Here is a 22,128-nt window from a genome sequence, read left to right as displayed (position 1 = left end):
TACTCTGGCAGCAGGCACTGACAATATAAGGTCAGCGATCACAGGGGAGCCCCATAGCCTTTGCGCAGCGAGGGAGTCCCTCGGAGGACCTCCCTCAAGCGGGACTCCCTCCCCCGCTGTGAACCTGATGTTCTGGATCCATGACCACAACCTTTCCCACCGCCAAGACCCGGCGTCTGCCGTTGGTGACCTACGTCCTGGCAGCCGGAGTGTTCCTCATGGGGACCACGGAGTTCATTGTTGCCGGCATCCTGCCGGAAATCGCCACTGACCTCGGCACGTCCGTAGCCGGTGCGGGCCTCATGATCACGATCTTCGCGTTGGGGATGATCGTGGGTACCCCTACAGTGTCCATCCTGACTCTTAAGCTGCCACGCCGCCTGACTCTGAGTCTCGCATTGGTGGTCTTCGCGGTGGGTCATGTGATTGTGGCGCTTTCCTCGAACTTGACGATCATTCTTGGCGCGCGTTTCCTCACGGCGTTGGCGACAGGCGCTTTTTGGGCGGTAGCCGCCGTCGTGGGTGCCAAAGCGGCAGGCGCTGCGGCAGCTTCGCGGGCGCTAGGGGTGGTGTTGGGCGGCGGGATGCTTGCCAATGTGGTGGGTGTTCCCCTTGGGGCGTTTGCCGGTCAGGTGATTGGCTGGCGGGGACCGTTCTGGATACTCGCTTGCCTGGCCCTGGTGGGTGCAGTTGCCGTGTACCGGTTGGTTGCCGAGGATCCTGTTTCGGGACCCACCCCGTCGGTGCGTGCTGAGCTGGCGAGTATGCGGGACTCGAGGGTTTGGCTTGTCCTGGCGGGCTGCGCGATGGTGTGCGGATCTTCCTTGGCTGCCTACACCTTCATCTCTCCGCTGCTCACCGAGAACACCGGGCTTGCCGCAGCCGCGGTTCCGCTGGTGCTGATGGCGTACGGTGTCGGGGCGTTCATCGGCTCCACCCTGGGTGGCCACTTCGGTTCCCACCGCCCATACCCGGCACTGTTCATCTCAGCAGGCATGACATTCCTGGTTCTCGGCGCTCTCTTCCTGTTCTCCCACTTTGCGGTGGTCGCAGTGGTCCTGATCTTCCTGCTGGGCCTCTTCGGGATGGCAACGAACCCGATATTGATCGGCAAGGCAGTGAGCTATGCCGGGCAAGCTCCAACCCTGGCCTCGGCGCTCAGCACTTCGGCGTTCAATCTGGGCACGGCAGTGGGTTCCTGGATGGCCGGCTTCGCATTGGAGTCCGCGCTGGGAGCCAGCGGTCCGGTGCTGGTGGGTGCGGGAGTAGCTGCGCTCTACTTCCTGCCGCTCCTGGTGTTGTTTCGGAAGGACCCGCGGGAACGTCGGCCGGAAGAAGAGCGCTGATCTCCCCATGGACCTCAACCTCGGAGGGTCTCCTGGGCCCGGTGTCTTGACAGAGACGCCTCGGAATTCGTGTCCATAGCGAGGGTGGTTCTTGCCCGAAGTGAAGCAAAGGCTGCCTGTTACCCCGTCGGCATTTCCGCCGGGAGCAACTCAATGGTGGGGACAAAGTCCCCCGTCGTGGAGTTGACTGTTATATGGCGGATTTCTTCGACGAGGACGGTTGTATGAGGATTGGAGAATTATCCACGAGGACTGGCGTCAGCGTCAGGTCGCTGCGTTATTACGAACAGCAGCTCTTGGTTGAGCCGCAGCGGACTTCGGCGGGCCACCGCATTTACGTGATCTGATCCTAGCGGCCGTGACAGCTGCGCGGGCGCGGCTGGAGAGCGAGAAAGAAACCGTCGAAGCCGAACTTCGGCAGCTGAAACGGCTAGGAGATCGCTACGGACTTGCACCTGACACGCATGTCACCCTCCAAGATGATGGACATGAACCTTCCACAGCCGCCCAGACAGTTGCGTTTGATCATCGAAACAGACGACTTCGATAGCGCCCTACATTTTTACCGTGACGTCCTTGGGCTTACGGAACAGCCTGCTTTCGCAACCGACGGTGAGGATCGAGTGGCAATACTGAACGTCGCCGCGGCGACGATTGAGCTCGCCACACGCACACACATTCACAACATCGACGCTATCGAGAACGCACCATCTGTCGAAGGGCCTACTGCCCGAATCGCCCTTGAGGTGGACAACACCGAAGTCGCAATGACCTCCGCCGAAGAGTTTGGATTGAAGGTGCTCGCACCTTCAATCAGAACTCCCTTCGAGACCATTAACGGAAGAGTTCAAGGTCCTGCTGGCTGGCAACTGACCTTCTTCCAAGAACTTGAAACTCTGCAAGAACGGACCCAGAGGAAGGGCTTCACCACTGATGCCCATCGGTCCCGGTAAGGTTCCTCTGAAGCTGCACGCCTTGCCGGCGGGAGCGTAGGTGAAGACGCAGCAGCCGTCCGGCAGTCAGCTGTCCGCGACGGTCCTTTCGGGTGCAAGCTGGACACCGTATTCGCTGGCCGCCCACGATGCCAACAGCTGGAGACGCTCGGCCGACGGCGATCCGGGTTCCGCAGCGTAGATGGTCAGCGTCAGCCCGGGTTCTGCGGCCATTTCCAGGCCCTCGAAGGCGAGAGTCATCTCACCGACGATCGGATGGTTGAACGTCTTGAACCCCGTGCCGTGGTGGCGGACGTTGTGCGCACCCCAGCGGGTGCGGAACTCCTCGCTGCGGGTGCTGAGTTCACCAATGAGATCGTGAAGCTCTTTGTTGTGCGGGTCCCTGCCGGCTTCAGTACGCAGGATGGAAACCGTCACCTCGGCGAAGGCGTCCCAGTCCGGGTAGAACTCATGCGCACGATCGTCCAGGAAGGTGAAGCGGGCAATGTTGGGTGCCTGGCCCGGCATGTCGTAACAGTCGTTGTAGAACGCCCGGGCCAACGGATTAACCGCCAGTAGATCCATCCGGCCATTGCGGACGAACGCGGGTCCGGCCGTGACAGCATCCAAGGCCCACTGCAGGCTCTGGTGGGGCACATAGGATTTCGAGTTCCGGCGTCGCGGCGGTCGGGCAACTGGACTCGCTGCATGGGCCAAATCAAAGAGGTGGGCGCGCTCGGCATCATCCAGATTCAGCGCCCTGGCGAGGCTCTCGAGCACTTGCGGCGAAGCGCCACTGATGGCGCCGCGCTCCAGGCGGGTGTAGTACTCGACGCTCAGCCCGGCAAGCGTGGCCACCTCGCTCCGACGCAAACCTTTGACGCGTCGATTCGAACCGGCTGGCAGCCCCACCTGCCCGGGTGCCACCTGGGCGCGCCGGGAGATCAGGAATTCGCGTACTTCTGCCCGATTGTCCATACCTTCACACTAGTTCCGGGCCGCAGCGGGAGGGAGTCCCTTTGAGGGCCCCCAACGGCTTACGTCGGCTCGGCCTTCCGGCGCGACACCAACACGGGACTATGGGCATGGTGAAGCACAGCGTGGGCTGTGGACCCAATGGTGCCCTTGATGAGTCCATGCCCCTTGGTCCCCACCACCGTTAGGCGTGCTCCTTGCGAGGCTTTGACCACCGCCCGTGAGAAGGAAGCATCCACCAGCAACTCTCCGGCCACCGTGATCCCGGGTGCTTTGTGGCGGGCCTGGCTCAACACCGAGTCAAGCAACGCTTCAGCGTCCGGGTAAGCCTCCACTGGCTCCCGCAACCGCCGGTAGCCATCGGGTTCGTGCAGTACGTGAACGATCATGAGTTCGGCACCCGTTGCTGCCGCGAAAAGACAGGCATCCTCAAGGGCTGCCGGTGACCCTGAGTCATCGATGGCAAGCAGCACCCGGCCCTCCGGATGGTCATCCGAGCGGATCACTGCCACCGGGCACTCTGCCGTTGCGGCCATTTCCAGGCTCACTGACCCCACCAGCAGCCCCATGAACCCGCCCAGGCCCCGGCTTCCGAGCACCAACATCACAGCGCCAACCGAAACGTGGGCGAGATGATCGCGGGGCATTCCGTGAAGCAACGTGGTGCGGACTTCCAGATCGGGGACGGTCTCTTTTGCGAGCGCCAGACCCTCTTCCAGGACTTTCTGGGCCGCACGTTCCAGGCCGCTGTCGGCCACACCGGGAACAGGCCCCCTGTTATGGGACAGCAGGACCCACAGGGAGCAGTGAACAATCTGCAGGGAACAGCCCCTCAGGACCGCGTGGCGGGCTGCCCATTGGACGGCACGCTTCGCTTCTTCGGATCCGTCATAGCCAACCACGATCGTGCGGGTTTCCGTCATGGCCAGAGCCTACGCCGGCGCGGGAAGCGGCACCATAGCGTAACGCCCGCCGCCAAAACCCAGTACGCTGCTAGGCTCCGATGCTGACACTTCAGGAGGAAACACCGTGGGCTTTGCCGAAGAACTCAGGAACCAATCCGCCGGGGATTGGGACGCCGCCGTCAACCATCCGTTCGTGGACCAACTGCTGGACGGGTCCCTCCCGGACGAGGACCTGAGCCACTACCTCGTGCAGGATTACCAGTTCTGCGACGCGTTCACCGCCCTCCTGGGCCAGGCCGTGGCGTCGGCTCCCTCGCTGCCTTCGCGGCTGGTGTTCGCTGGAGTCCTCGGCGCTTTTGCTTCGGACGAGAACACGTATTTCCAGGATTGCTTTAGTGAACTGGACGTTCCGGAAACGGACAGGACAACACCAGCCCTCGGACAGGCCACCCGCGATTTCGATGCCCTTATGCGCAGCGCCCTCGCCACCCGTTCCTACCCGGATGTCCTGGCCGTGCTGCTGGTTGCCGAGTGGCTCTACGGCGACTGGGCAGCCCGCGCAGGCAATCCTGACAGCTGGCCCGCAGAACCCAAGCACGCCGAGTGGATCCGTCTCCACAACAACCCTGAGTACAACGCGTGGGTGGCGTGGTTGCGCGACGAGTTCGACGCCGTCGAACCTTCGTCGCCGCAAAAGCGGCAACGCGTGGCTGCGACGTTTGCGGAAGCAGTCCGGCTGGAGCGGGCGTTCTTCGACGCGGCGCTTGTCAGCGCAGCTATCCGCTAGGGCTGCTTCCGCAGGGTGTAGCTGAGCTCCACCAGGCCTTGGTCGTAACTGTTCACGTCCACGAGTTTCAACAGCGCGGGGTCGTGTCCGGCGGGGAAGACACCCCGGCCGGCGCCCTGCCCCACCGGCATGACCACCAACCGGACCGCGTCAACCTCGCCTGCCGCGAAGAACGTCTCACCGAGGGACAAGCTCCCCCACAGAACAATGTCCTTGGTGGACTCGCGCTTGATGCGGCGGATCGCTTCGATCGCATCGCCGGATTCAATGGTCGACGGCGGGAAGTCACCCCACGGGGCTTCCTTCAGTTGGCGGGAAAACACGTGGCGGCGCAAGCCATTCAGGGCTGGCGCGATGATCTCGCCCTCCGACGCGGGCGTCGGCCAGAACTCCACGAAGTATCTGTAGGTGTTGGCACCCAGAACCATGGCTTCAACGCTGCCGAGCCATTCGAGTTGGGCGCGATCGAACTCGGCTGTTCCACCCTCCAGCAACTCATAGGCCTTGAACTCGTTGTTGGTGTCGGCGGCGAATCCGTCGGCGGTAACAAAATCCTGGACGATCAGCTGTCCCATGACTCACTCCTCGAATGCGGTGATGGCCCGCAGGAGCCTACGCCGCGAAGTATGAGTGGACAACCCTTCTGCGGTTCTCCTGCTCAGCGGACCTGTGTTCATCGGACCCGCGGCAGGCCTCGGGAGTTCCCGCCAGGTTCGTCCAGTGCCAGCTGTCAGGGCAGTCATCGTCATCGCAGAATTGCCACGTCATGAATTTTCCTCGTGTCCGTCTGTTCGTGTCCCTTAACAGGAGGTGCGATCAGCCGAATCGTGACGTGGGATGGAGCGTGAGCTGCGCCCTACTGGGTTGCGGAAGTAACAGCGAAGATCAGCGCCGAGCCCAAGGACAGGAGACCGATGCCGTAACCCACAGCCAAAGCGGCAATGGCGAATCCGCGTCCCCGTTCGCCGCGCTGCTGAATCTGGTTCAAGGCCACGTGTCCTGCCCCAACGACGAAGACCGCGATGACGGCCATGCCCGCGAAGAACAGCCCCACGAGGGCAACGACTGCCATTGCGGCGGCTACGAGGGCCTGCCGGTTGATCGGCTGGGTGGATGCTTCAGTGTGGTTAGCCTGAACGATCTCCGTTGACATGTTCTCTCCCCATTTGTAAGTGCACCGAGTCTATCCCCGCCGCACCCGAAAACACGCGCGAATTACCGGTGTTTGAACTCCGGTTGGCGCTTCTCGCTGAACGCCGCCATGCCTTCCTTCTGGTCCTCGGTAGCGAAGAGCGAGTGGAACACCCTCCGTTCGAAGACAACCCCTTGGGACAGTCCCATCTCGAAGGCCGCGTTCACTGCTTCCTTGGCCACCATGGCGGCGGGCTTGGACTTGGACGCGATGACTTCTGCTGCCTTGATTGCTTCGTCGATGACCTCAGCAGCGGGAACCACCCTGGAGACCAAGCCGGAGCGTTCGGCTTCGTCCGCGTCCATGAACCGGCCGGTCAGGACCATGTCCATCGCCTTCGCCTTGCCCACGGCGCGGGTCAACCGCTGGGAACCGCCCATGCCCGGGATCACGCCCAGGTTGATCTCCGGCTGGCCGAACTTGGCGTTATCCCCGGCGATGATGAAATCGGCCATCATGGCCAGTTCGCAGCCGCCACCCAGGGCAAAACCGGAAACCGCAGCAATAACGGGAATACGGAGGCGTGTGAGGTCCTCCCACCGACGGAACCAGTCTGCCGCGTACATGTCCATGTAGCTGTTGGAGGACATTTCCTTGATGTCGGCCCCGGCAGCGAACGCCTTGGCGGAGCCCGTGATCACCACGGCCCCCACCTCCGGGTCGGTGTCCATGGCCGTCACAGCATCCACGAGTTCATTCATGAGTGCCGTGTTCAGCGCATTCAGCGCTTCCGGCCGGTTCAGGGTCACCAGGCCAACGCGGCCCCGACTTTCCACCACGATGTTCTGGTACTGCTCCGTCATGCTCTCCCTCTCGTCAAAAACCTCATGTACACAGCTCAACCTCTCACACGGACTTGTCGCGGATCTCCGTAATGATGCCGGAGAAATCCCTGCCGGCACCCTCGCCGGCGGCAAAAGCATCGTAAATACGCGACGCCAGCGGTCCCATCTCCGCCGCAACACCAGTGCTTTCCAAGGCGTTGAGTGCCAGACGCAGGTCCTTGGCCATCAACGCACCGGCGAAACCCGGCTGGTAGTCGCGGTTGGCGGGACTGGTGGGCACCGGTCCCGGAACGGGGCAGTTGGTGGTCAGTGCCCAACATTGCCCGGATGCGTTGGAGGCGACGTCGAACAACGCCTGATGCGTCAGCCCGAGCTTCTCGCCGAGCACGAAGGCCTCCGCAACGGCAATCATGGACACACCCAGGATCATGTTGTTGCAGACCTTCGCTGCCTGGCCGGCCCCGTGGTCACCGCAATGGACTATCCGCTTTCCCATGAGTTCGAGGATGGGCTTGACGGTCTCAAAGTCCTCCGGCAAGGCGCCCACCATGAAGGTCAACGTGCCCGCTTCGGCTCCCACCACACCGCCGGAAACCGGGGCGTCCACGGACCGGTGCCCGGCTTCCACAGCGATCGCCGCGGCTTCCCGGGCTTCGTCCACGTTGATGGTGGAGCAGTCCAGGAACAGGGTGTTCGGCCCGGCGACGCTCAACAGCCCTGGCCCGTCCACTCCGCGATAGGCGTCCAGTACATGCTTGCCGCTGGGCAGCATGGTCAACACCACGGCAGCCTCCGCCGCAGCCTCATGTGCCGTGGAAGCCATGGGAATCCCGTGGGCCAACGCTGCTTCAACCGCCGCGGGAACGGGGTCGTAGCCAACAACGTCGTGTCCGGCTTTGATCAGGTTCGCCGCCATGGGTCCACCCATGTGGCCGAGACCGAGGAAAGCGATGAGTCCCGTTGCCGGGGCTTGGATATCTGACATGGCTGCGTTCTCCGTCATGCTCGTCTCCTTCAATTCGACTGGACTGGACTGGCTGCAAGCCCCAGCTCACGGTCGCCCAGCGTCGCAAAGTAGCCCTCGACGTCGGACGGCTGCACTTCTGCGAGCGTGGCCGGTTTCCATTGGGGGTTGCGGTCCTTGTCCACCACCTGCGCGCGAATCCCCTCGCGGAAGTCAGGCCCGGCCAGGCACCGCAGCCCAACACGGTATTCCTGGTCCAGCGCTTCCTCGAGGGAAAGCCCCCGGACCCTCCGCAGCGACTCCAGAGCGACTTTCACCGAGGTGGGCGATTTCGCCTCTATGGTGTCAGCGGCAGCAACAGCCTCGGCGGAACCGGAACGAAGGCTCCGCACGATTTCCTCGGCATCGTCGTGTGCGTAGGCGGCGTCGATCCACTCCTGCTGTCCCGCCAGCGCCGAGTCCGGCGCCGCTTGGGCATAGCGCTCGACGGCGGCCTCCGCCGTCGAGCTTTCCAACGCTTCAGCCAGCGCGGGGAGGCTTTCGGACGGCACGAAGTGGTCCGCGAGTCCGAGGAACAGGGCGTCCGCGCCGGACAGGTGGGCGCCCGTCAATGCAGCGTGGGTTCCTGCCTCGCCCGGGGAACGGGACAGCAACAGGGTGCCGCCGACGTCGGGCACGAAACCGATGGTGGTTTCCGGCATCCCGGTGCGGGTCCGCTCAGTGACGACACGGACCGAGCCGTGGGCCGAGACGCCAACGCCCCCTCCCAGGACCAGCCCATCCATGAAGGCCACGTAGGGCTTGGGATAGTGGGCTATCAAAGCATTCAGCCGGTACTCGTCCGCCCAGAATTCGGCCGTCTCCGTGCCGCCGTGCAACATGTCCTTATAGATGGCTACGATGTCGCCGCCGGCGCATAGCCCGCGGTCCCCGGCGCCACGCACCAGGACCGTGGCAATCGCGTCGTCGTCCGTCCAGGCGGTCAACTGCCGGAGCATGGCTTTCACCATGCCGGCATTCAATGCATTGACTGCCTTGGGGCGGTTGAGCGTCACGATGCCAAGGTGGCCGCGGCGTTCGAAGAGGACCTCGTCTTCTGTCTCCCCAGCCCCCATCAGCTGCCTGCCGGCATGATGAAGCTGGCGCCCTGGCGGATGCCGGAGGGCCACCGCGACGTCACGGTCTTGGTCTTGGTGTAGAAGCGGAAGGCGTCGGCGCCGTGCTGGTTCAGGTCGCCGAAGCCGGACGCCTTCCAACCGCCGAACGTGTAGTAGGCAATCGGGACGGGGATGGGCACGTTGATGCCCACCATGCCCACCTCGACGCGGCTGGCGAAGTCGCGGGCGGAGTCGCCGTCGCGGGTGAAAATTGCGACGCCGTTACCGAACTCGTGCTCGCTGCAGAGCCTGAGCGCTTCGTCGTAGTCAGTTGCGCGGAGCACGCTGAGGACGGGTCCGAAGATCTCTTCCTTGTAGATCTTCATGTCCTTGGTGACGTTATCGAACAGCGTGGGGCCCACCCAGAAGCCCCCGTCATAGCCGTCCACGGTGAGTCCGCGCCCATCGGTGACCAGGGTTGCGCCTTCGTCCACGCCGGACTGGATGTAGCCCTCGATGCGTTCCTTGGCAGACTGCGCTACGACCGGCCCGAAGTCGGAGTCCTTGTCCAGGCTGTGGCCCACCTTCAGGTCCTTGACGCGTTCGGTCAGCTTGGCCATCAAGGCGTCGGCCGTTTCCTGGCCAACGGGCACCGCTACGGAGATGGCCATGCAGCGTTCGCCTGCGGAACCGTACCCGGCACCGATCAGGGCGTCGGCAGCCATGTCGAGGTCGGCGTCGGGCATGATCACCATGTGGTTCTTCGCCCCACCAAAGCACTGCGCGCGCTTTCCGTGCGCAGCTGCCGTGGCATAGATGTACTGGGCGATGGGCGTGGAGCCCACAAAGCCGATGGCCTTGACGCGCGGGTCTTCAAGCAGCGCATCCACGGCTTCCTTGTCACCGTTGATGACGTTGAAGACACCGTTCGGCACGCCGGCTTCGCTGTAGAGCTCGGCGAGGCGCAACGGAACAGAGGGGTCCCGTTCCGAGGGCTTCAGGATGAAGGCATTGCCGGCCGCGAGCGCCGGGCCGGACTTCCACAACGGGATCATGGCCGGGAAGTTGAATGGCGTGATGCCTGCGACGACACCCAAGGGCTGGCGCAGCGAGTGGACGTCGATCCCCTGGCCGGCGTTGTCCGAGAATTCGCCCTTGAGCAGGTGCGGTGCCCCGGCGGAGAACTCGACAACTTCGATTCCACGCTGAATGTCGCCCTTGGCATCCGCAAACGTCTTGCCGTGTTCCGAGGACAACAACCTGGCGAGCTCGTCCATGTTCTCATTGACCAGATCCACGAACTTGAGCAGGATGCGTCCCCGGCGTTGCGGGTTCATCGCCGCCCATTCGAGCTGGCCCTTCTCGGCATTTGCGACGGCGTTGCGAACCTCGTCGGCGCTGGCCAGCGGAAGCCGGGCCTGGACTTCGCCCGTGCAGGGATCGTAGACGTCGCTGAAGCGGCCCGATGTGCCGTCGATCCTTTGGCCGTCTACGTAGTGTGAAAGCTCGCGCACCATGGTGGAATGCTCCTTTGCATCGTGAATGACTGCCGTGCCGCTGGGTGCTGGGACCGCTGCGGGGAACGTGACCAACTGTGATCCAGGTCATCTCTGAACCCGAATATACTCGGACTTCCTACTAATTTCCAGAGGGCGGTTTTTCCGCCGCCCTATTGCTTGTGGAGCGGCTAGTGGACTTCCTTCATCCCCTTGTACGCCTCCAGCGCCTCGGCCCTGGTGGTCTTGAGATCCACGATCTCCTCGGCATAGTCGGGCGTGCCGAACTCGGGGATCCAATGGGCGATGTATTTGCCCTGCGGATCGAACTTGGTTCGCTGGGCCTCCGGGTTGAAGATCCTGAAGAACGGGGAGGCGTCAGCCCCGGAGCCCGCCACCCATTGCCAGTTGGCCGGATTCGACGCCGGATCCGCGTCCACCAGGGTGTCCCAGAACCATTGCTCGCCGAGCTGCCAATGAATACCAAGGTTCTTCACCAGGAAACTCGCCGCCACCATGCGCACGCGGTTATGCATCCACCCCGTGTGCCATAGCTGCCGCTGACCGGCGTCCACCATGGGGAACCCGGTACGGCCCTGCTGCCAGGCGCGCAGCTCCTGGGGTGCGGTCTGGTGGCCGGGGTGCTTCCCTTGACTGCCGTTACTTCCCGGCCAGGCCCACGGGAACCTATCGAATTCGGGGCGAAGGTTGGCGGTGGCCAGCTGCGGGTTATGGAAATACTGGTGCCAGCAAAATTCTCGCCACCCCAATTCGGAGGCGTAAATCGAGGAGCTCTCCGAGCGTTTGGAACCCAGGGCGTGCCACACCTCGAACGGGCTGAGCTCACCCCAGCGCAAGTACGGGGAGAGCCTGCTGCTTCCGTCCGTATCCGGCCGGTTGCGCCCTTCGCTGTATTCGCCCAGCCCGTTGCCCACGAACTCGGCAAGCCGTTGATGGCCTGCAGCCGAACCCGGCGTCCAAGCCTCCGCCAGTCCCGCCGACCAGTCCGGTGTGGTGGGCAGGAGGTGCCATGACTCCAACTGGTCATAGGCGGGCAATTCACCCGTGAACCCATGGCCCGCGACGGGCGCAGGCAACGGCTCACGGAAGTCCTGCGCGGAGATGGTGCGCCAGAAAGGGGTGAAGACCTTGTACTGCCCGCCGGTCTTGGTGGTCACTTCCCAGGGCTCGTGCAGGAGGGAGGCTTGAAAACTGGACACGTGCAGTCCAGAGTCGCCCGCCCAGGTCTTGATGCCGGCGTCGACCGTTCTCTCTGCGGCGCCGTACCGGCGGTTCCAGTACAGCGCTCCGGCACCAATCGCCGTCGTGGTCTTCTGTACGACGTCGGCCGCGGGTCCGCGCCGCAGCAACAAAGGGATCCCGAGGGCGTCGAGGTCCCCACGGAGCGAGGCCAGCGAATGGTGCAGCCACCAGCGCGCCGCACCACCGTGCGGGCGAATGCCTGGCGATTCTTCGTCAAGGACGTAAAGGGCTACTGCCGCGCCGTCGTCAACAGCTGCGCGCAAGGCCGGGTTGTCGGCGACGCGCAGGTCGTCACGGAACCATACGATGGACGGCTTCACATACTTCCTTTCAACGGACCCGGAAATGGGAACAGCCCACACCCCTATTGAATCCTAGGGGCATGGGCTGGACGCTCACTGTCGAGCGGGTCAGGCGAGTGGGTCAGGCGATGGAAGCCACAGCTTCCTGGCGGATCTCTGAAACCTGGAGATCGGTGGCGGTCTCCGTCCACATGGGAACGGCGTTTATTACGTAGTCCCTCGCGGCAGGTCCCACCATGCTCAGGCCCGGATAGATCCGCCGGCCGTTTTCCTTGATGGGCTTGATGCCTTCGAGGGTCAGGGCAGTTTTGAAAGCGGAATCGGGGATGGGGATCTTGCGCCCGAGAACGCACCAACTGATGTAGAGGCCATAGAAGGTGTCAAAGTCCAGGCCCTTCTCAGTGTCGTCCTCGAACACCACGCAGTCGCGCATGAAGCTGCTGATTTGGGTGTCGGTCATTGCGGGGCCTCCGGCGTCGGAAGAAAAGCGGGCCGCCGGGCTGCATCAGCGAATGTCCTGTTCCCTCACTATAGCCCTCTTCAACCCGTGAGCAACCGGGAGAAAGATTAACTCTGAGTTTCCAACAGGTCATTCTCTTCGCAAAAGGACTTGAGAACTGCCCACCTCTGGTGCCCGCACGCTCTCCGGCGTAGCGTCGGTTACATCCTTGCAGCAGGCCGCCCCGCGCAGCGGGCGCCAAGCTCAAGCGATCCGCAAGCTCAGTGGTAAGGAGCATCAAAGTGGCTGGATGGAATGCCGACACCGCAGCGGGGCCGCTGGGAACGGGAACGGTCACGTTGGTGGAAGGCTCGTCCTTCTGCATTTCCTCCGCCAACGGAGACATTCACTCCGAACTTCCCCACGGCGTCTTCCACCTGGACACCCGGATACTTTCCCGATGGGAGCTGACCATCAACGGTCAGATGATCGAACCCCTGGCAGCAGAAACCCGGGAGCCTTACCGCGCCCTCTTTGCGGGCCGGGTTCCCCGCTCGGATGGTTACGCGGACAGTCCCCTGTTGGTTGAGAGGTTGCGCGAAGTCGGAGCGGGCATCCTTGAGGAAATCACCATCCGGAACTACTCAAGCCAAGCAGCAGAATGCAGCATCACGTTGACAGTTGAGGCAGACTTCGCGGATCTCTTTGAAGTTAAGGAAGCCCGGATCACGCGTGAATGGAAAGAAACCCGGCGCCTGGAGAACGACTCCCTGGAAATCCGCGGGCAGTGGGAAGGCGTGCGGAAGAGCGTGACAATCCGCGCCGAGGGAGCTGGTGTCGGCGCCAAAGCCTTGGGATTCCGGACAAGTATTCCGCCGTACGGGAAGTGGAGCACACGGGTCAGCGTTGTGCCTGCACTGGACGGACAGTCCATTCCTTTCGCTCACCCGGGCCGTGGCGACATGTCCCCCAGTGACCGGCGTCGGGCAGAGTGGGTGGCCAAGATACCGGTGCTCCAGGTGGGCAACCGTTCCATCGAGCGCACCCTCCGCCGGAGTTACGAGGACCTGGGCGCCCTCAGGATCCAGGACCCGGACCACCCCGACCGTGTGGTTGTGGCCGCGGGAGCGCCGTGGTTCATGACGCTCTTCGGCCGGGACTCCCTCTGGGCTTCAGAAATGGCACTGCCCGTTGATCCTTCCCTGGCCCTGGGTACCCTGCGCACTTTGGCCGACCGCCAAGGGAGCGTGGTGAACACGGCCACGGAAGAGGAACCCGGCAAGATCCTGCACGAGGTGCGGCTGGACGTCAGCAGCGGCCAAGCACTCGGTGGGAAGTCCGCCTACTACGGCAGCGTGGACGCTACCCCGCTGTTCGTCGTAGTCCTGGGCTCGGTGAGCCGCTGGGGCTTTGGCAAGGACACCATTTCCGCGCTGCTCCCCAACGCCGACCGCGCGCTTCAATGGATCAGCGACTACGGCGACCGCGATGGTGACGGCTTCGTGGAATATGGCCGCCCCAACGAGCACGGCCTCATCAACCAAGGATGGAAGGACTCCTGGGACGGCATCAACTTCGCGGACGGCACCATCGCGGAACCACCGCTGGCGCTGTGCGAAGTCCAGGCGTACGTCCACGGCGCTTATGTGGCGCGGGCCTGGATGGCTTACGACGACGGCGACCACGCTTTGGCATCCGAGCTGCGGGAACGCGCGGATCGTCTCAAGCAAAAGTTCAACGATGAGTTTTGGCTCCCGGACAAGGGCTACTACGCCGTTGCCCTGGACCGCGACAAGCGGCCCGTTGATGCGTGCGCTTCCAACATGGGCCATTGCCTTTGGTTTGGCCTGATTGATGACGACAAGGCCCCGTCCGTGGTGGAGCACCTGATGTCTCCAGAGATGTTCAGTGGATGGGGAGTCAGGACACTAGCCAGCACAATGGGCGCCTACAACCCTGCGAGCTACCACAATGGTTCGGTCTGGCCCCATGACAATGCCCTGATCATGTCCGGGCTCCTTCGTTACGGCTTCGTTGAAGAAGCCCAACGCATCGGCACCGCGTTGCTGGAAGCCGCCGAGTACTCCGGCGGCCGGCTCCCCGAACTCTTCTGCGGCTTTGACCGCCAACAGTTCAGGGAGCCCGTGCCGTACCCCACAGCCTGTTCCCCACAGGCATGGGCTGCCACCACTCCCATCCACGTGGTCACCAGCCTGATGCGGTACGACACCCACATCTCCCTTGGCGGCATCTGGCTGGACCCCGTTCTGCCCCGTTCCTTCGGAGACCTCCACATCAGCAACGCCCCCATGGGCGATGCCCGGATCACTATTGATGCCTCCGGAACGGAGTCCACCGTGTACGGCATACCGGAAGGCCTCACAATCCACCATGGTCAACGTCCGTGGATGTCAGAGCTTGTGGAGCGGGCGGATCTTCAGAAGCCACCGGAGAAAGCCACCCGAAGACCGCCTGACCTTACTGGATGGCGGCTTTGAGTTCCTTCGCGGCCAGCTCCGGATCGGCGGCGCTGTAGATCGCACTGCCGGCTACTGCGACGTCGGCGCCCGCCAACTGCACGGCCGCAATGGTTGAGACGTTGACGCCACCGGCAACAGAGAACGGAACACGGGCTTCTTCACCGGCGTTGAGCAGTCCACGCAGGTCGTAGCCCGGCTGCGCTTGCTCGTCCAGACCGGCGTGGAACTCGATGAACTTGGCCCCGAGGACGCGGGCTTCCTTGGCGCGGGTGACCTTGTCAGCGACGCCAATCAGGTCCACGACGATGCCCTTGTTGTGGGACTGCGCTGCCTTGACGGCACCGGCGATGGTGGAGTCGTCCGCCGTTCCGAGCACGGACACCAGGTCTGCACCGGCCTTGAAGGCGATCTCGGCTTCCAGTTCACCGGCATCCATGGTCTTCATGTCCGCGAAGACGATCTTGGTGGGGTGTGCTTCCTTGATGGCGGTGACGGCGGAGAGGCCTTCGGCCTTGATCAGCGGCGTGCCCAACTCGATGATGTCCACGTGCTCGGCCACTTTGCCGGCCAGTTCCAGGGCTGCTTCGGTGGTCAGGAGGTCGAGTGCGACTTGCAGTTTCATGGTGTTGGTTCTTTCTTTTGCGGGGTTGGAGGCGGAAAACAAGGGGTTTTATTCGAGGTTGGCGTGGCGCAACCACAGCTGCTCGGCTGGTTCATCCGTGGCCTCCCAGAGAGTGTGGAAGACGGCCTCGGTTACCAGGAAAAGGGACTGTTCGAAGAGGCTGCCGGAGTACTGCCGGGAAACATCGGAGCCGTGATCCGTCTTCTGTGCAGCGGGGATAACCACCACGGAATCGGCGAGGCCGGCCAAGGGAGAAGCGGAGTTGGTAGTGATGGCAGATACCTGGGCCTCGGCGGCGAGGGCGGTTTGAGCTGCCTTCACAACGCCGGACGTAGTACCCGAACCGGAAGCGACCACCAGCAAATCCCCTGCCCGGATGGCAGGCGTTGTGGTGTCGCCGGCAACATGTACTGTCTTGCCAAGGTGCATGAGGCGCATGGCTGCCATCCTCAACACCAACCCGCTCCGGCCGGCTCCAGCCAGGAAAACCCGGTCAGCCTCTCGGATCCTGATGGCCAGATGTGCCACCTGGCCGTAGTCAACGCCGGCTGCAACCTCCGCAAGCTCGCCAAGGATCAGGGAGGCGTTGCCGGCTACGTCGCTGTGGCTGACGGTTGTTGTTGCTTCTGCGGTGACATTCACTTTCACTCCTCGCGGGTAGGTTCTGCTCCCATCAATGGGCTACGTCCTCATTCTTTCGAGTGAATCGGGTGGGAGTAACGCCAAGAAAGGACGGTTCTGACCATCCTTTTGGGTAGTCAATGCGAAGAGACGCCTCTAGGCTGGTGTTATGTCCCAGCCCACCGATGCCCAGCCGGCGCCGCATGTCAGCATCAAGCCCTCCGGCCACGACCTCCCGTGGCCCCTGCTGGACGCCATTGCGTCCTTGACCACCGCACCCTTGATGCGGATCGCCGAAGAGCTCCGCACCGCCACTCTTCCGTTCCTGGCGTCGAGCTCCCTGGTGATCTTCACTGAGGACTGCACGGGTCGCCCGCAGAAGAAAGCCGGTGCGGAGGACATCGTCAGCCGGGTCTCCATTCCGGAACTGGACCGGTTACGTGCCGCGCTGGAAGGTGAAGGACCGTGGCGGGGGCCCGCTGTCATTGGAGGCCAGGAACGGGAAGTCCTGGCCTTCCGCTACGCACCAAGCAACGCCCTGCTGGTCCTTACCGATCCCGCTCCAGCGCCGGCGAACGCGGCTGCGGATACGGACAGCGCAGCACTACGGATGGTGAACTACTTTTGGCGGCTGGCAGCGGCGCGCATCCAAGAGAAGGTCAGCGACGCGCCGCCGTCGTATCTCCTGGAGTCCCGGGCCGCATCAGCGGAGCGTGTCCGCGTCACCGGCGAGCTGGTGGACCAGCACTCGACAACTTTGGAGACGGTTCTGGCGGCCCTTCGGTCGAACTCCCTGGACGATCACGCTGCCCGCACATTGGTGACCGATGTGACCGTCAAGGCCTTGGTGGGCCTCCGAACGCTCAACGACCGCACCAGCAATCTCGTGGAAGAGCCTGTTGCCACGGCCTTCGAAAGGCTTCGGGAGGACCTGCGGCCACTCATGCACTTCAGCAACATCGACATCCAGTTCGTCGAGCCGCCCGCCAAGGGAAGGGCCCTGCCCGGCGAGGTGGCCCACGCCGCCAGGGCTGTGGTTCGCGGTTTGGTCCTGGCCATCGCCGAACAGTCCAATGTCCATCGGGTCCGGACACAGTGGGACTGTGATGGCGAGAACCTGCTGATCAACGTCAGGGATGACGGCGGTGGGGAGCTTTCCCCTGCAGCACCCACCCTTGAACGGTTGCTGCAACGTGTGCAGGCCGTGGACGGGACCATGAGCGTGGACATCATGCAGGGGTGGGGCGCCGACATCTCCGTGGTCCTGCCTTTGGATCCGCCGCCGACTCCCGCAGGGGATGTCGCTGAGTGGGGCTTGGCTTCCAGGGAACTTGAGGTCCTTCAGTTGCTGGCCGCCGGCCAGCGCAACCGCACTATTGCCACGGACCTTGGCATCAGCGAAAACACTGTCAAGTTCCACCTCCGGAATCTTTTCCGGAAGCTGGACGTCCGGTCCCGCACCGAGGCCATTGCGTTGGCCCACAGTGCGGGACTCCGGTAGTCGCCGGTTTTGACCGGAGCACCCGAATAGCGGCTAGGCGTCGATCACCATGTCAGTCTGCGCGGTGGAACAGCAGGGCAGGAACTTGCCCGCATCGATTTCCCGCGCCCGGATTCCGCCCTGGTGGTTCATGTCGACCTCTCCGGACAGCTTGACCACCTTGCAGGAGCCGCACATGCCCTCCTTGCAGTTCGCGCCGATCCGAACGCCCGCACGCTGGGCCGGACCCAGGATGTGCTCGGTGGGGTCGATCCGCACATTAATGCCGGTGCGCATGAAGGACAGGGTGAGGCTACCCGTTCCGACTGTTTCAAAGCTCGAAGCATCGGGTGGCGCTGCTTCCGCTTCCGCAGCCGAACCGCCGTCGGACGCTTCGGCCACGTCCGGGTCGACGGTTTCCAGCGGCAAACCTGTGGCCTTCAGGGGCCCCTCAGCGTCGTAGCCGGGCTCGTAGAGTCCGAACGCTGCGGGCTGGCTTTCGTAGTAGTCCTCGGCGGAATCGGCGATTTCCTCGGCAATTTCTTCGGCAATGTCCACTGCGAGCGCCAGCTCCGCCTGGTATTCAAGGAGCGTCTGACGATCTCCTGAGAAGAACTCCATGTAAATGGAGGTGTCGTCAACGCCAACCTTCCCCAGGAGCTCGGTGGCGGTATTCAAGTAACCCTCGGGGCCGCAGGCATAGACCTGGCGCCCGTTGGCATCCGGGGCCACTTCATCCAGCATGGCTGCCGTCAGCCTTCCGCTGAGCCCTTCCCACCCCTCGGGTTTGTTGCGGTCGCCCAGTGAGTAGAAGACCCTGATGCGCGAGTCCACGGAGGCGATGTAGGCCAGCTCCTTGTGGAAGGCAAAGCCTCCAGCCTCCGCTCCGTGGTAGAGCACCACGACGTCGGCATGTCCGGGCAGGGAGTGGATGGTCCGGACCATGGACATGATGGGGGTGATGCCTGCGCCGGCGGCCAGGAGGAGATACCGCGCCCGCCGGTCGGCATCGGGTAGGTGGAATGCGCCTACCGGTCCCAGCATCTCCAGCACAGTGCCCGGTTTGACGTTCTGGTGCACCCACGGTGAAACCAGTCCGGTGGGGTCGCGTTTGACGCTGATGTTGAAGGTCCACGGCTCGGTGGGGGAACTGGACAGCGAATAGCTGCGGTCCACCGGGTCCTGGTCCTCGCCGTTCACCGGGAAAGCGACATTGACGTACTGGCCCGCACGGAACGCCAGGGGCGCACCATCGCAGCGGCGGAACACGAAAGTCATCAAGCCGCCCGACTCGGGAACGGTCTCCACGCATTCGGCCATGAACTCCTGGGGATGCCAGGGGCCCAATGCACGGGCAGCCCGGGCCGGCGCCTCGGTGCTGCCCATCACCCTGTTCCAGGGCATCTCAAGACCGCGAATGCGCTGTGGCTCCTGGACTGCCGTCTCGGTGAGGAGTTCAATCATGCCAAGTGCTCCTGGACGCGCTGCACGTACCAGTTGATGAACGCCTCCACCTGGTACTCGCTCTTCATGTACGGGCCGGGCTCGTAGGCGGGGCTGCCGGCGCCGGTCTGGCACAACTCCACGAACGCCTTGTCCTGCAGGTTCGTCTGCTTCCAGGTGTAGGTGAGTTTGTCCAGGTCGTAGTCAACGCCTTCTACGGCATCGTCGGCTACCAGCCAGGTGGTGCGTACAAGCGTCTGGTGTTCGTTGACCGGGAAAACGCCAAACGTGATGACGTGATCGCTCTGGAAGTGGAACCAGCTGTTGGGCTGGAGGTGCATCGAGCAACGGCCAAGGCGGAAGTCCGGCAGGTCACCGAGCAGCTTCTTGGAGAGCCTGCGCCCATCGGCCGAGAACGATTCGCCCTCGCCGTCGAGGGATTCACGTGAGATACGGATTCCGGCGATACGGGTGTCGAGCTCCTCGACCACCTCGTAGGGCAGGCCATAGCGGCGGCAACGCTCCTCGAGCGAGGACTGGGCTTCCTTGTTGCGGTCCCACACTTCTTCGAGGTGCGCCGGGATCAGGCCCTCCGTCAGTCCCCAGGTGGGAAAGAGCGAACAGGCGAGCTCCGGGTGTCCGTCACAGTGGTAGCACTCACGGTTGTTCTCCATGACGAGCTTCCAGTTGCCCTCTTCGATGATGTTCTGCTGGTAGGCCACTTTCGTCTTCGACAGATCGTGGGGCGCCAGGTACGGCTCGAAGATCTTTGAGGTTTCGTCGAAGTCGGTGGGTGGTTCGTTGGCGATGCAGACGAAGATCAGTCCGGCCACTACGCGGCTGTGGGCGCGCTTGAGGCCGAAGCAGCCCTTGTCGAACTTTGTTTCCCCCGGAGCCGAAGCATGGATGAGGTTACCTTCGGGAGAGTAGGTCCAGGAGTGGTAGCCGCAGACCAGGTTTCCCGTTGACCCTGCGGCTTCAGTGAGGACGCGGGCGCCGCGGTGGCGGCAAACGTTGTGCAGGACGTTGACGCCGCCATCGTCGTTGCGCAGCACAATCAGGGAGTAGGGCCCATAGTCGACCGTGATGTAGTCCCCCGGCTCCGGCAGCTCGGCCACGCTGCCGGCAAAAATCCAGTGCTCGCCAAAAATTGCTTCCATGTCGATCTTGAAGATCGTGGGATCGGTGTAGAAGGGAGCATCCAAGGAGTAGCCGGTGCGTCGGAACTCGAACAGGGCGCTGATCTCCGCCAGCTGCTCAGCAGGCAACGACGAAGCGAGTTTTCCGCGTGATTTGAGGGGCGAGTTCACTGGAGCAGTCATGGGTTTCCTCCCGGGAGGCTGGGTAAGTTTGGGGTTCTTGGGGGGCCGCGGATGCATCGTCGCAGGCGGCGTTATCGAAGTCTTCGTAGTACGAGATTAGGGACGTTTGCACTGCAACAAAAGCGCAATATTTAGGAGATAACCATGCGCAATGGGTGCATGATAGGTGCATGATCGATCAGAGGCTCATAACACTGCGGGTGTTCGCCAGATGCGGCACCGTGGGGGCCACTGCCGAGCTCACGGGATACTCCCCCTCCGCCGTCTCAGCGCAGCTGCGCGAACTCCAGCGCGTACTGGGGATGCAACTGTTGACCAAGGATGGCCGGGGCGTGCGTTTGACCGCCACAGGACGCTTTCTGGTGGCGGGATCGGACAAACTTATCGCCGAATGGGAAAGCCTGCGCGCCGCGGCAATGGAGGCCGGCGACCAAGTGCAGTCCCATTTTGGCCTGGGCGGATTCTCGACGGCGGCCGCCCAGTTGCTCGCGCCGCTCGCCGCCACGCTGCGCTCCACCCGCCCCCAGCTGGAGGTACAGGTCCTGGAGGCAAATCCGTCTCGGTGCTTCGACCTGCTTGTTGCAGAGCGGATCGATCTGGCAGTCATTGTTGCCATGCAGTCCGATACCTACGGCGAGGACGACCCCCGCTTCGAGCAGACGGTCCTGCTCGACGATCCACTGGACGTCATCATTCCCGCCGACCATCCCTTGGCTTCACGGCAAACGGTGACACTCGAAGAGCTGGCGTCGGAACCCTGGATCACGGAGGCGGCCGGGTCCACCTACCACTCGTTGTTCACGGCGGCGTTCACGGCAGTGGGGGTAACACCGCGGATTGCCCACGAAGCCGTTGAATGGGAGACCCAGATCGCGTTCGTAGGGGCCGGGCTAGGCGTTGGCCTGTTGCCCCGGCTGGCGCCGCTGCACAGCGCTGAGAATGTGGTGCGGCTACGCCTTACGGGCAAGGGGAAACCCGCGCGCCGCATCGTGGCAGCAGTCCGCAGGGGCAGCATTGCCTCGCCCCTGATTCAGGAGTCATTGGGCATCCTGCAGACCAGCGCCAAACGAATCCTCGCCGCCCGCCCCGAAGACGACCGGTGAAGTCCATAGGGCTTGGTACCTCAGGCCCAGACCTGGTAACCCGTCGACTTATCGAACAGCCTCCGGGTGGAAGGACCCGCCGCCGCGATCCACAGCACGGAATCATCGTCCGCGGCCTGCTCCACGACGCCGGTAAGAATATGGTCGCCCAGTAACCACACCTCCACTGTGTGGCCGGTCAGCTGGGCCCAGTCCTTGCGCAGGCCGCGGCCGTGGACGGTTTTGACCAGACCAATGTCCGTCATTTCGCTTACCAGCCGCGTTCTGCGAGGCGGTGGGGCTGGGGGATGTCGTCGACGTTGATGCCGACCATTGCTTGGCCCAGGCCGCGGGAGACCTTGGCGATGACATCGGGATCGTCATAGTAGGCAGTAGCGTTCACGACGGCGGCCGCACGCTCTGCCGGGTTGCCGGACTTGAAGATCCCCGAACCAACAAACACGCCGTCGGCACCGAGCTGCATCATCATCGCAGCATCAGCCGGGGTCGCGATGCCACCGGCAGTGAACAACACCACGGGGAGCTTGCCGGTCGCGGCGATTTCCTTGACCAGCTCGTACGGGGCCTGGAGCTC

23 protein-coding genes and 1 pseudogene are annotated in these 22,128 nt (G+C 63.3%); 7 read left to right on the top strand and 17 right to left on the bottom strand.

Annotated elements, in window-relative coordinates:
- The first annotated feature begins 140 nt into the window (after positions 1–140).
- The 3 genes from FQP90_RS19360 to FQP90_RS19350 all read left to right on the top strand — a co-directional run bounded on the left by FQP90_RS19360 (position 141) and on the right by FQP90_RS19350 (position 2,299).
- Entirely contained in the window at positions 141–1,346 is a 1,206-nt protein-coding gene (locus FQP90_RS19360) for an MFS transporter (protein ID WP_144652698.1), read from the top strand.
- A gap of 194 nt (positions 1,347–1,540) precedes the next feature.
- Positions 1,541–1,693: a MerR family DNA-binding transcriptional regulator gene (locus tag FQP90_RS19355; RefSeq protein WP_306439416.1), complete on the top strand. Its 153-nt coding sequence runs from the start codon at positions 1,541–1,543 to the stop codon at positions 1,691–1,693.
- Between the two features lie 141 nt (positions 1,694–1,834).
- Complete coding sequence (locus FQP90_RS19350) at positions 1,835–2,299, top strand: VOC family protein (protein WP_167510522.1); 465 nt, start codon at positions 1,835–1,837, stop codon at positions 2,297–2,299.
- A gap of 66 nt (positions 2,300–2,365) precedes the next feature.
- On the opposite strand, the gene FQP90_RS19345 is transcribed toward FQP90_RS19350, so the two are convergent.
- A complete protein-coding gene (locus FQP90_RS19345) occupies positions 2,366–3,256 on the bottom strand; it encodes a helix-turn-helix transcriptional regulator (RefSeq protein WP_144652696.1) in 891 nt (296 codons plus the stop codon).
- Between the two features lie 59 nt (positions 3,257–3,315).
- A complete protein-coding gene (locus FQP90_RS19340) occupies positions 3,316–4,176 on the bottom strand; it encodes a universal stress protein (protein ID WP_144652695.1) in 861 nt (286 codons plus the stop codon).
- Positions 4,177–4,282: 106 nt separating this feature from the next.
- Between FQP90_RS19340 and FQP90_RS19335 the strand changes: the two genes are divergently transcribed.
- Entirely contained in the window at positions 4,283–4,945 is a 663-nt protein-coding gene (locus tag FQP90_RS19335) for a TenA family protein (RefSeq protein ID WP_144652694.1), read from the top strand.
- Here the strand turns inward: FQP90_RS19335 and FQP90_RS19330 are convergent.
- The 9 genes from FQP90_RS19330 to FQP90_RS19295 form a co-directional block, all read right to left on the bottom strand.
- Entirely contained in the window at positions 4,942–5,520 is a 579-nt protein-coding gene (locus FQP90_RS19330; RefSeq protein WP_144652693.1) for a dihydrofolate reductase family protein, read from the bottom strand. The two genes, FQP90_RS19335 and FQP90_RS19330, sit on opposite strands and share 4 nt — an antisense overlap.
- A 37-nt stretch (positions 5,521–5,557) precedes the next feature.
- On the bottom strand, positions 5,558–5,713 hold the full coding sequence (locus tag FQP90_RS23385; RefSeq protein WP_167510521.1) for a hypothetical protein: 156 nt from the start codon (positions 5,711–5,713) through the stop codon (positions 5,558–5,560).
- An 88-nt stretch (positions 5,714–5,801) separates the two neighbouring features.
- Positions 5,802–6,098, bottom strand: coding sequence for a DUF4190 domain-containing protein (locus FQP90_RS19325; RefSeq protein WP_208760042.1), 297 nt, complete (start codon positions 6,096–6,098; stop codon positions 5,802–5,804).
- A gap of 62 nt (positions 6,099–6,160) precedes the next feature.
- The gene (locus FQP90_RS19320) at positions 6,161–6,940 is read right to left on the bottom strand and encodes an enoyl-CoA hydratase (RefSeq protein ID WP_144652692.1); all 780 of its coding nucleotides are present in this window, start codon (positions 6,938–6,940) and stop codon (positions 6,161–6,163) included.
- A gap of 43 nt (positions 6,941–6,983) precedes the next feature.
- Entirely contained in the window at positions 6,984–7,925 is a 942-nt protein-coding gene (mmsB, locus tag FQP90_RS19315) for a 3-hydroxyisobutyrate dehydrogenase (protein ID WP_144652691.1), read from the bottom strand.
- Positions 7,926–7,936: 11 nt separating this feature from the next.
- Entirely contained in the window at positions 7,937–9,001 is a 1,065-nt protein-coding gene (locus FQP90_RS19310) for an enoyl-CoA hydratase/isomerase family protein (RefSeq protein ID WP_144652690.1), read from the bottom strand.
- A complete protein-coding gene (locus tag FQP90_RS19305) occupies positions 9,001–10,500 on the bottom strand; it encodes a CoA-acylating methylmalonate-semialdehyde dehydrogenase (RefSeq protein WP_144652689.1) in 1,500 nt (499 codons plus the stop codon). The genes FQP90_RS19310 and FQP90_RS19305 overlap by 1 nt, the downstream gene beginning before the upstream one ends.
- A gap of 170 nt (positions 10,501–10,670) precedes the next feature.
- On the bottom strand, positions 10,671–12,062 hold the full coding sequence (locus FQP90_RS19300) for a cryptochrome/photolyase family protein (RefSeq protein WP_144652688.1): 1,392 nt from the start codon (positions 12,060–12,062) through the stop codon (positions 10,671–10,673).
- 103 nt (positions 12,063–12,165) lie between these two features.
- The gene (locus FQP90_RS19295) at positions 12,166–12,504 is read right to left on the bottom strand and encodes a hypothetical protein (RefSeq protein ID WP_144652687.1); all 339 of its coding nucleotides are present in this window, start codon (positions 12,502–12,504) and stop codon (positions 12,166–12,168) included.
- A gap of 281 nt (positions 12,505–12,785) precedes the next feature.
- Here FQP90_RS19295 and FQP90_RS19290 point away from each other — a divergent pair, with 281 nt between their 5' ends.
- Positions 12,786–14,981, top strand: a complete 2,196-nt coding sequence (locus FQP90_RS19290; RefSeq protein ID WP_144652686.1) for an amylo-alpha-1,6-glucosidase — start codon at positions 12,786–12,788, stop codon at positions 14,979–14,981.
- Here the strand turns inward: FQP90_RS19290 and hxlA are convergent.
- Both hxlA and hxlB read right to left on the bottom strand, forming a co-directional pair.
- Positions 14,962–15,585 carry a 3-hexulose-6-phosphate synthase gene (hxlA, locus tag FQP90_RS19285; protein ID WP_144652685.1) on the bottom strand — a complete coding sequence of 208 codons (624 nt, stop codon included), beginning with the start codon at positions 15,583–15,585 and terminating at the stop codon, positions 14,962–14,964. The two genes, FQP90_RS19290 and hxlA, sit on opposite strands and share 20 nt — an antisense overlap.
- Before the next feature lie 48 nt (positions 15,586–15,633).
- The gene (gene hxlB, locus FQP90_RS19280) at positions 15,634–16,227 is read right to left on the bottom strand and encodes a 6-phospho-3-hexuloisomerase (protein ID WP_144652684.1); all 594 of its coding nucleotides are present in this window, start codon (positions 16,225–16,227) and stop codon (positions 15,634–15,636) included.
- 148 nt (positions 16,228–16,375) lie between these two features.
- On the opposite strand from hxlB, the gene FQP90_RS19275 reads away from it, so the two are divergent.
- Positions 16,376–17,707 (top strand): helix-turn-helix transcriptional regulator, encoded by a 1,332-nt coding sequence (locus FQP90_RS19275; protein ID WP_144652683.1) that lies wholly within the window; start codon positions 16,376–16,378, stop codon positions 17,705–17,707.
- A 33-nt stretch (positions 17,708–17,740) separates the two neighbouring features.
- Here FQP90_RS19275 and FQP90_RS19270 read toward each other — a convergent pair whose 3' ends face one another.
- Both FQP90_RS19270 and FQP90_RS19265 read right to left on the bottom strand, forming a co-directional pair.
- Positions 17,741–19,150 carry a ferredoxin reductase gene (locus tag FQP90_RS19270; protein WP_144652682.1) on the bottom strand — a complete coding sequence of 470 codons (1,410 nt, stop codon included), beginning with the start codon at positions 19,148–19,150 and terminating at the stop codon, positions 17,741–17,743.
- Positions 19,147–20,451, bottom strand: coding sequence for an aromatic ring-hydroxylating oxygenase subunit alpha (locus FQP90_RS19265; protein ID WP_144652681.1), 1,305 nt, complete (start codon positions 20,449–20,451; stop codon positions 19,147–19,149). Before FQP90_RS19265 ends, FQP90_RS19270 begins: the two co-directional genes overlap by 4 nt.
- A gap of 170 nt (positions 20,452–20,621) precedes the next feature.
- Here FQP90_RS19265 and FQP90_RS19260 point away from each other — a divergent pair, with 170 nt between their 5' ends.
- Entirely contained in the window at positions 20,622–21,554 is a 933-nt protein-coding gene (locus tag FQP90_RS19260; RefSeq protein WP_144652680.1) for a LysR family transcriptional regulator, read from the top strand.
- Between the two features lie 20 nt (positions 21,555–21,574).
- On the opposite strand, the gene FQP90_RS19255 is transcribed toward FQP90_RS19260, so the two are convergent.
- Positions 21,575–21,799 carry a hypothetical protein gene (locus tag FQP90_RS19255; RefSeq protein WP_144652679.1) on the bottom strand — a complete coding sequence of 75 codons (225 nt, stop codon included), beginning with the start codon at positions 21,797–21,799 and terminating at the stop codon, positions 21,575–21,577.
- Positions 21,800–21,804: 5 nt separating this feature from the next.
- A pseudogene (locus tag FQP90_RS19250) lies at positions 21,805–22,128 on the bottom strand (pyridoxal 5'-phosphate synthase lyase subunit PdxS); the annotation flags it as partial.

The organism is Paenarthrobacter nitroguajacolicus (assembly GCF_007786235.1).
Classification (GTDB): domain Bacteria; phylum Actinomycetota; class Actinomycetes; order Actinomycetales; family Micrococcaceae; genus Arthrobacter; species Arthrobacter nitroguajacolicus_A.
The sequence above is the reverse complement of the archived record's forward strand: the minus strand, read 5'-3'. Positions and strand labels throughout refer to the sequence as shown.

Coding starts and splice junctions, on each gene's coding strand:
- FQP90_RS19265 (WP_144652681.1), bottom strand. CDS start 20,451: ATGACTGCTCCAGTGAACTCGCCCCTCAAATCACGCGGAAAACTCGCT.
- FQP90_RS19345 (WP_144652696.1), bottom strand. CDS start 3,256: ATGGACAATCGGGCAGAAGTACGCGAATTCCTGATCTCCCGGCGCGCC.
- FQP90_RS19350 (WP_167510522.1), top strand. CDS start 1,835: ATGAACCTTCCACAGCCGCCCAGACAGTTGCGTTTGATCATCGAAACA.
- FQP90_RS19340 (WP_144652695.1), bottom strand. CDS start 4,176: ATGACGGAAACCCGCACGATCGTGGTTGGCTATGACGGATCCGAAGAA.
- FQP90_RS19255 (WP_144652679.1), bottom strand. CDS start 21,799: ATGACGGACATTGGTCTGGTCAAAACCGTCCACGGCCGCGGCCTGCGC.
- hxlA (WP_144652685.1), bottom strand. CDS start 15,585: ATGAAACTGCAAGTCGCACTCGACCTCCTGACCACCGAAGCAGCCCTG.
- FQP90_RS19320 (WP_144652692.1), bottom strand. CDS start 6,940: ATGACGGAGCAGTACCAGAACATCGTGGTGGAAAGTCGGGGCCGCGTT.
- FQP90_RS23385 (WP_167510521.1), bottom strand. CDS start 5,713: ATGACGTGGCAATTCTGCGATGACGATGACTGCCCTGACAGCTGGCAC.
- FQP90_RS19270 (WP_144652682.1), bottom strand. CDS start 19,150: ATGATTGAACTCCTCACCGAGACGGCAGTCCAGGAGCCACAGCGCATT.
- FQP90_RS19360 (WP_144652698.1), top strand. CDS start 141: ATGACCACAACCTTTCCCACCGCCAAGACCCGGCGTCTGCCGTTGGTG.
- FQP90_RS19260 (WP_144652680.1), top strand. CDS start 20,622: ATGATCGATCAGAGGCTCATAACACTGCGGGTGTTCGCCAGATGCGGC.
- FQP90_RS19325 (WP_208760042.1), bottom strand. CDS start 6,098: ATGTCAACGGAGATCGTTCAGGCTAACCACACTGAAGCATCCACCCAG.
- mmsB (WP_144652691.1), bottom strand. CDS start 7,925: ATGACGGAGAACGCAGCCATGTCAGATATCCAAGCCCCGGCAACGGGA.
- FQP90_RS19355 (WP_306439416.1), top strand. CDS start 1,541: ATGGCGGATTTCTTCGACGAGGACGGTTGTATGAGGATTGGAGAATTA.
- FQP90_RS19310 (WP_144652690.1), bottom strand. CDS start 9,001: ATGGGGGCTGGGGAGACAGAAGACGAGGTCCTCTTCGAACGCCGCGGC.
- FQP90_RS19295 (WP_144652687.1), bottom strand. CDS start 12,504: ATGACCGACACCCAAATCAGCAGCTTCATGCGCGACTGCGTGGTGTTC.
- FQP90_RS19330 (WP_144652693.1), bottom strand. CDS start 5,520: ATGGGACAGCTGATCGTCCAGGATTTTGTTACCGCCGACGGATTCGCC.
- FQP90_RS19305 (WP_144652689.1), bottom strand. CDS start 10,500: ATGGTGCGCGAGCTTTCACACTACGTAGACGGCCAAAGGATCGACGGC.
- FQP90_RS19275 (WP_144652683.1), top strand. CDS start 16,376: ATGTCCCAGCCCACCGATGCCCAGCCGGCGCCGCATGTCAGCATCAAG.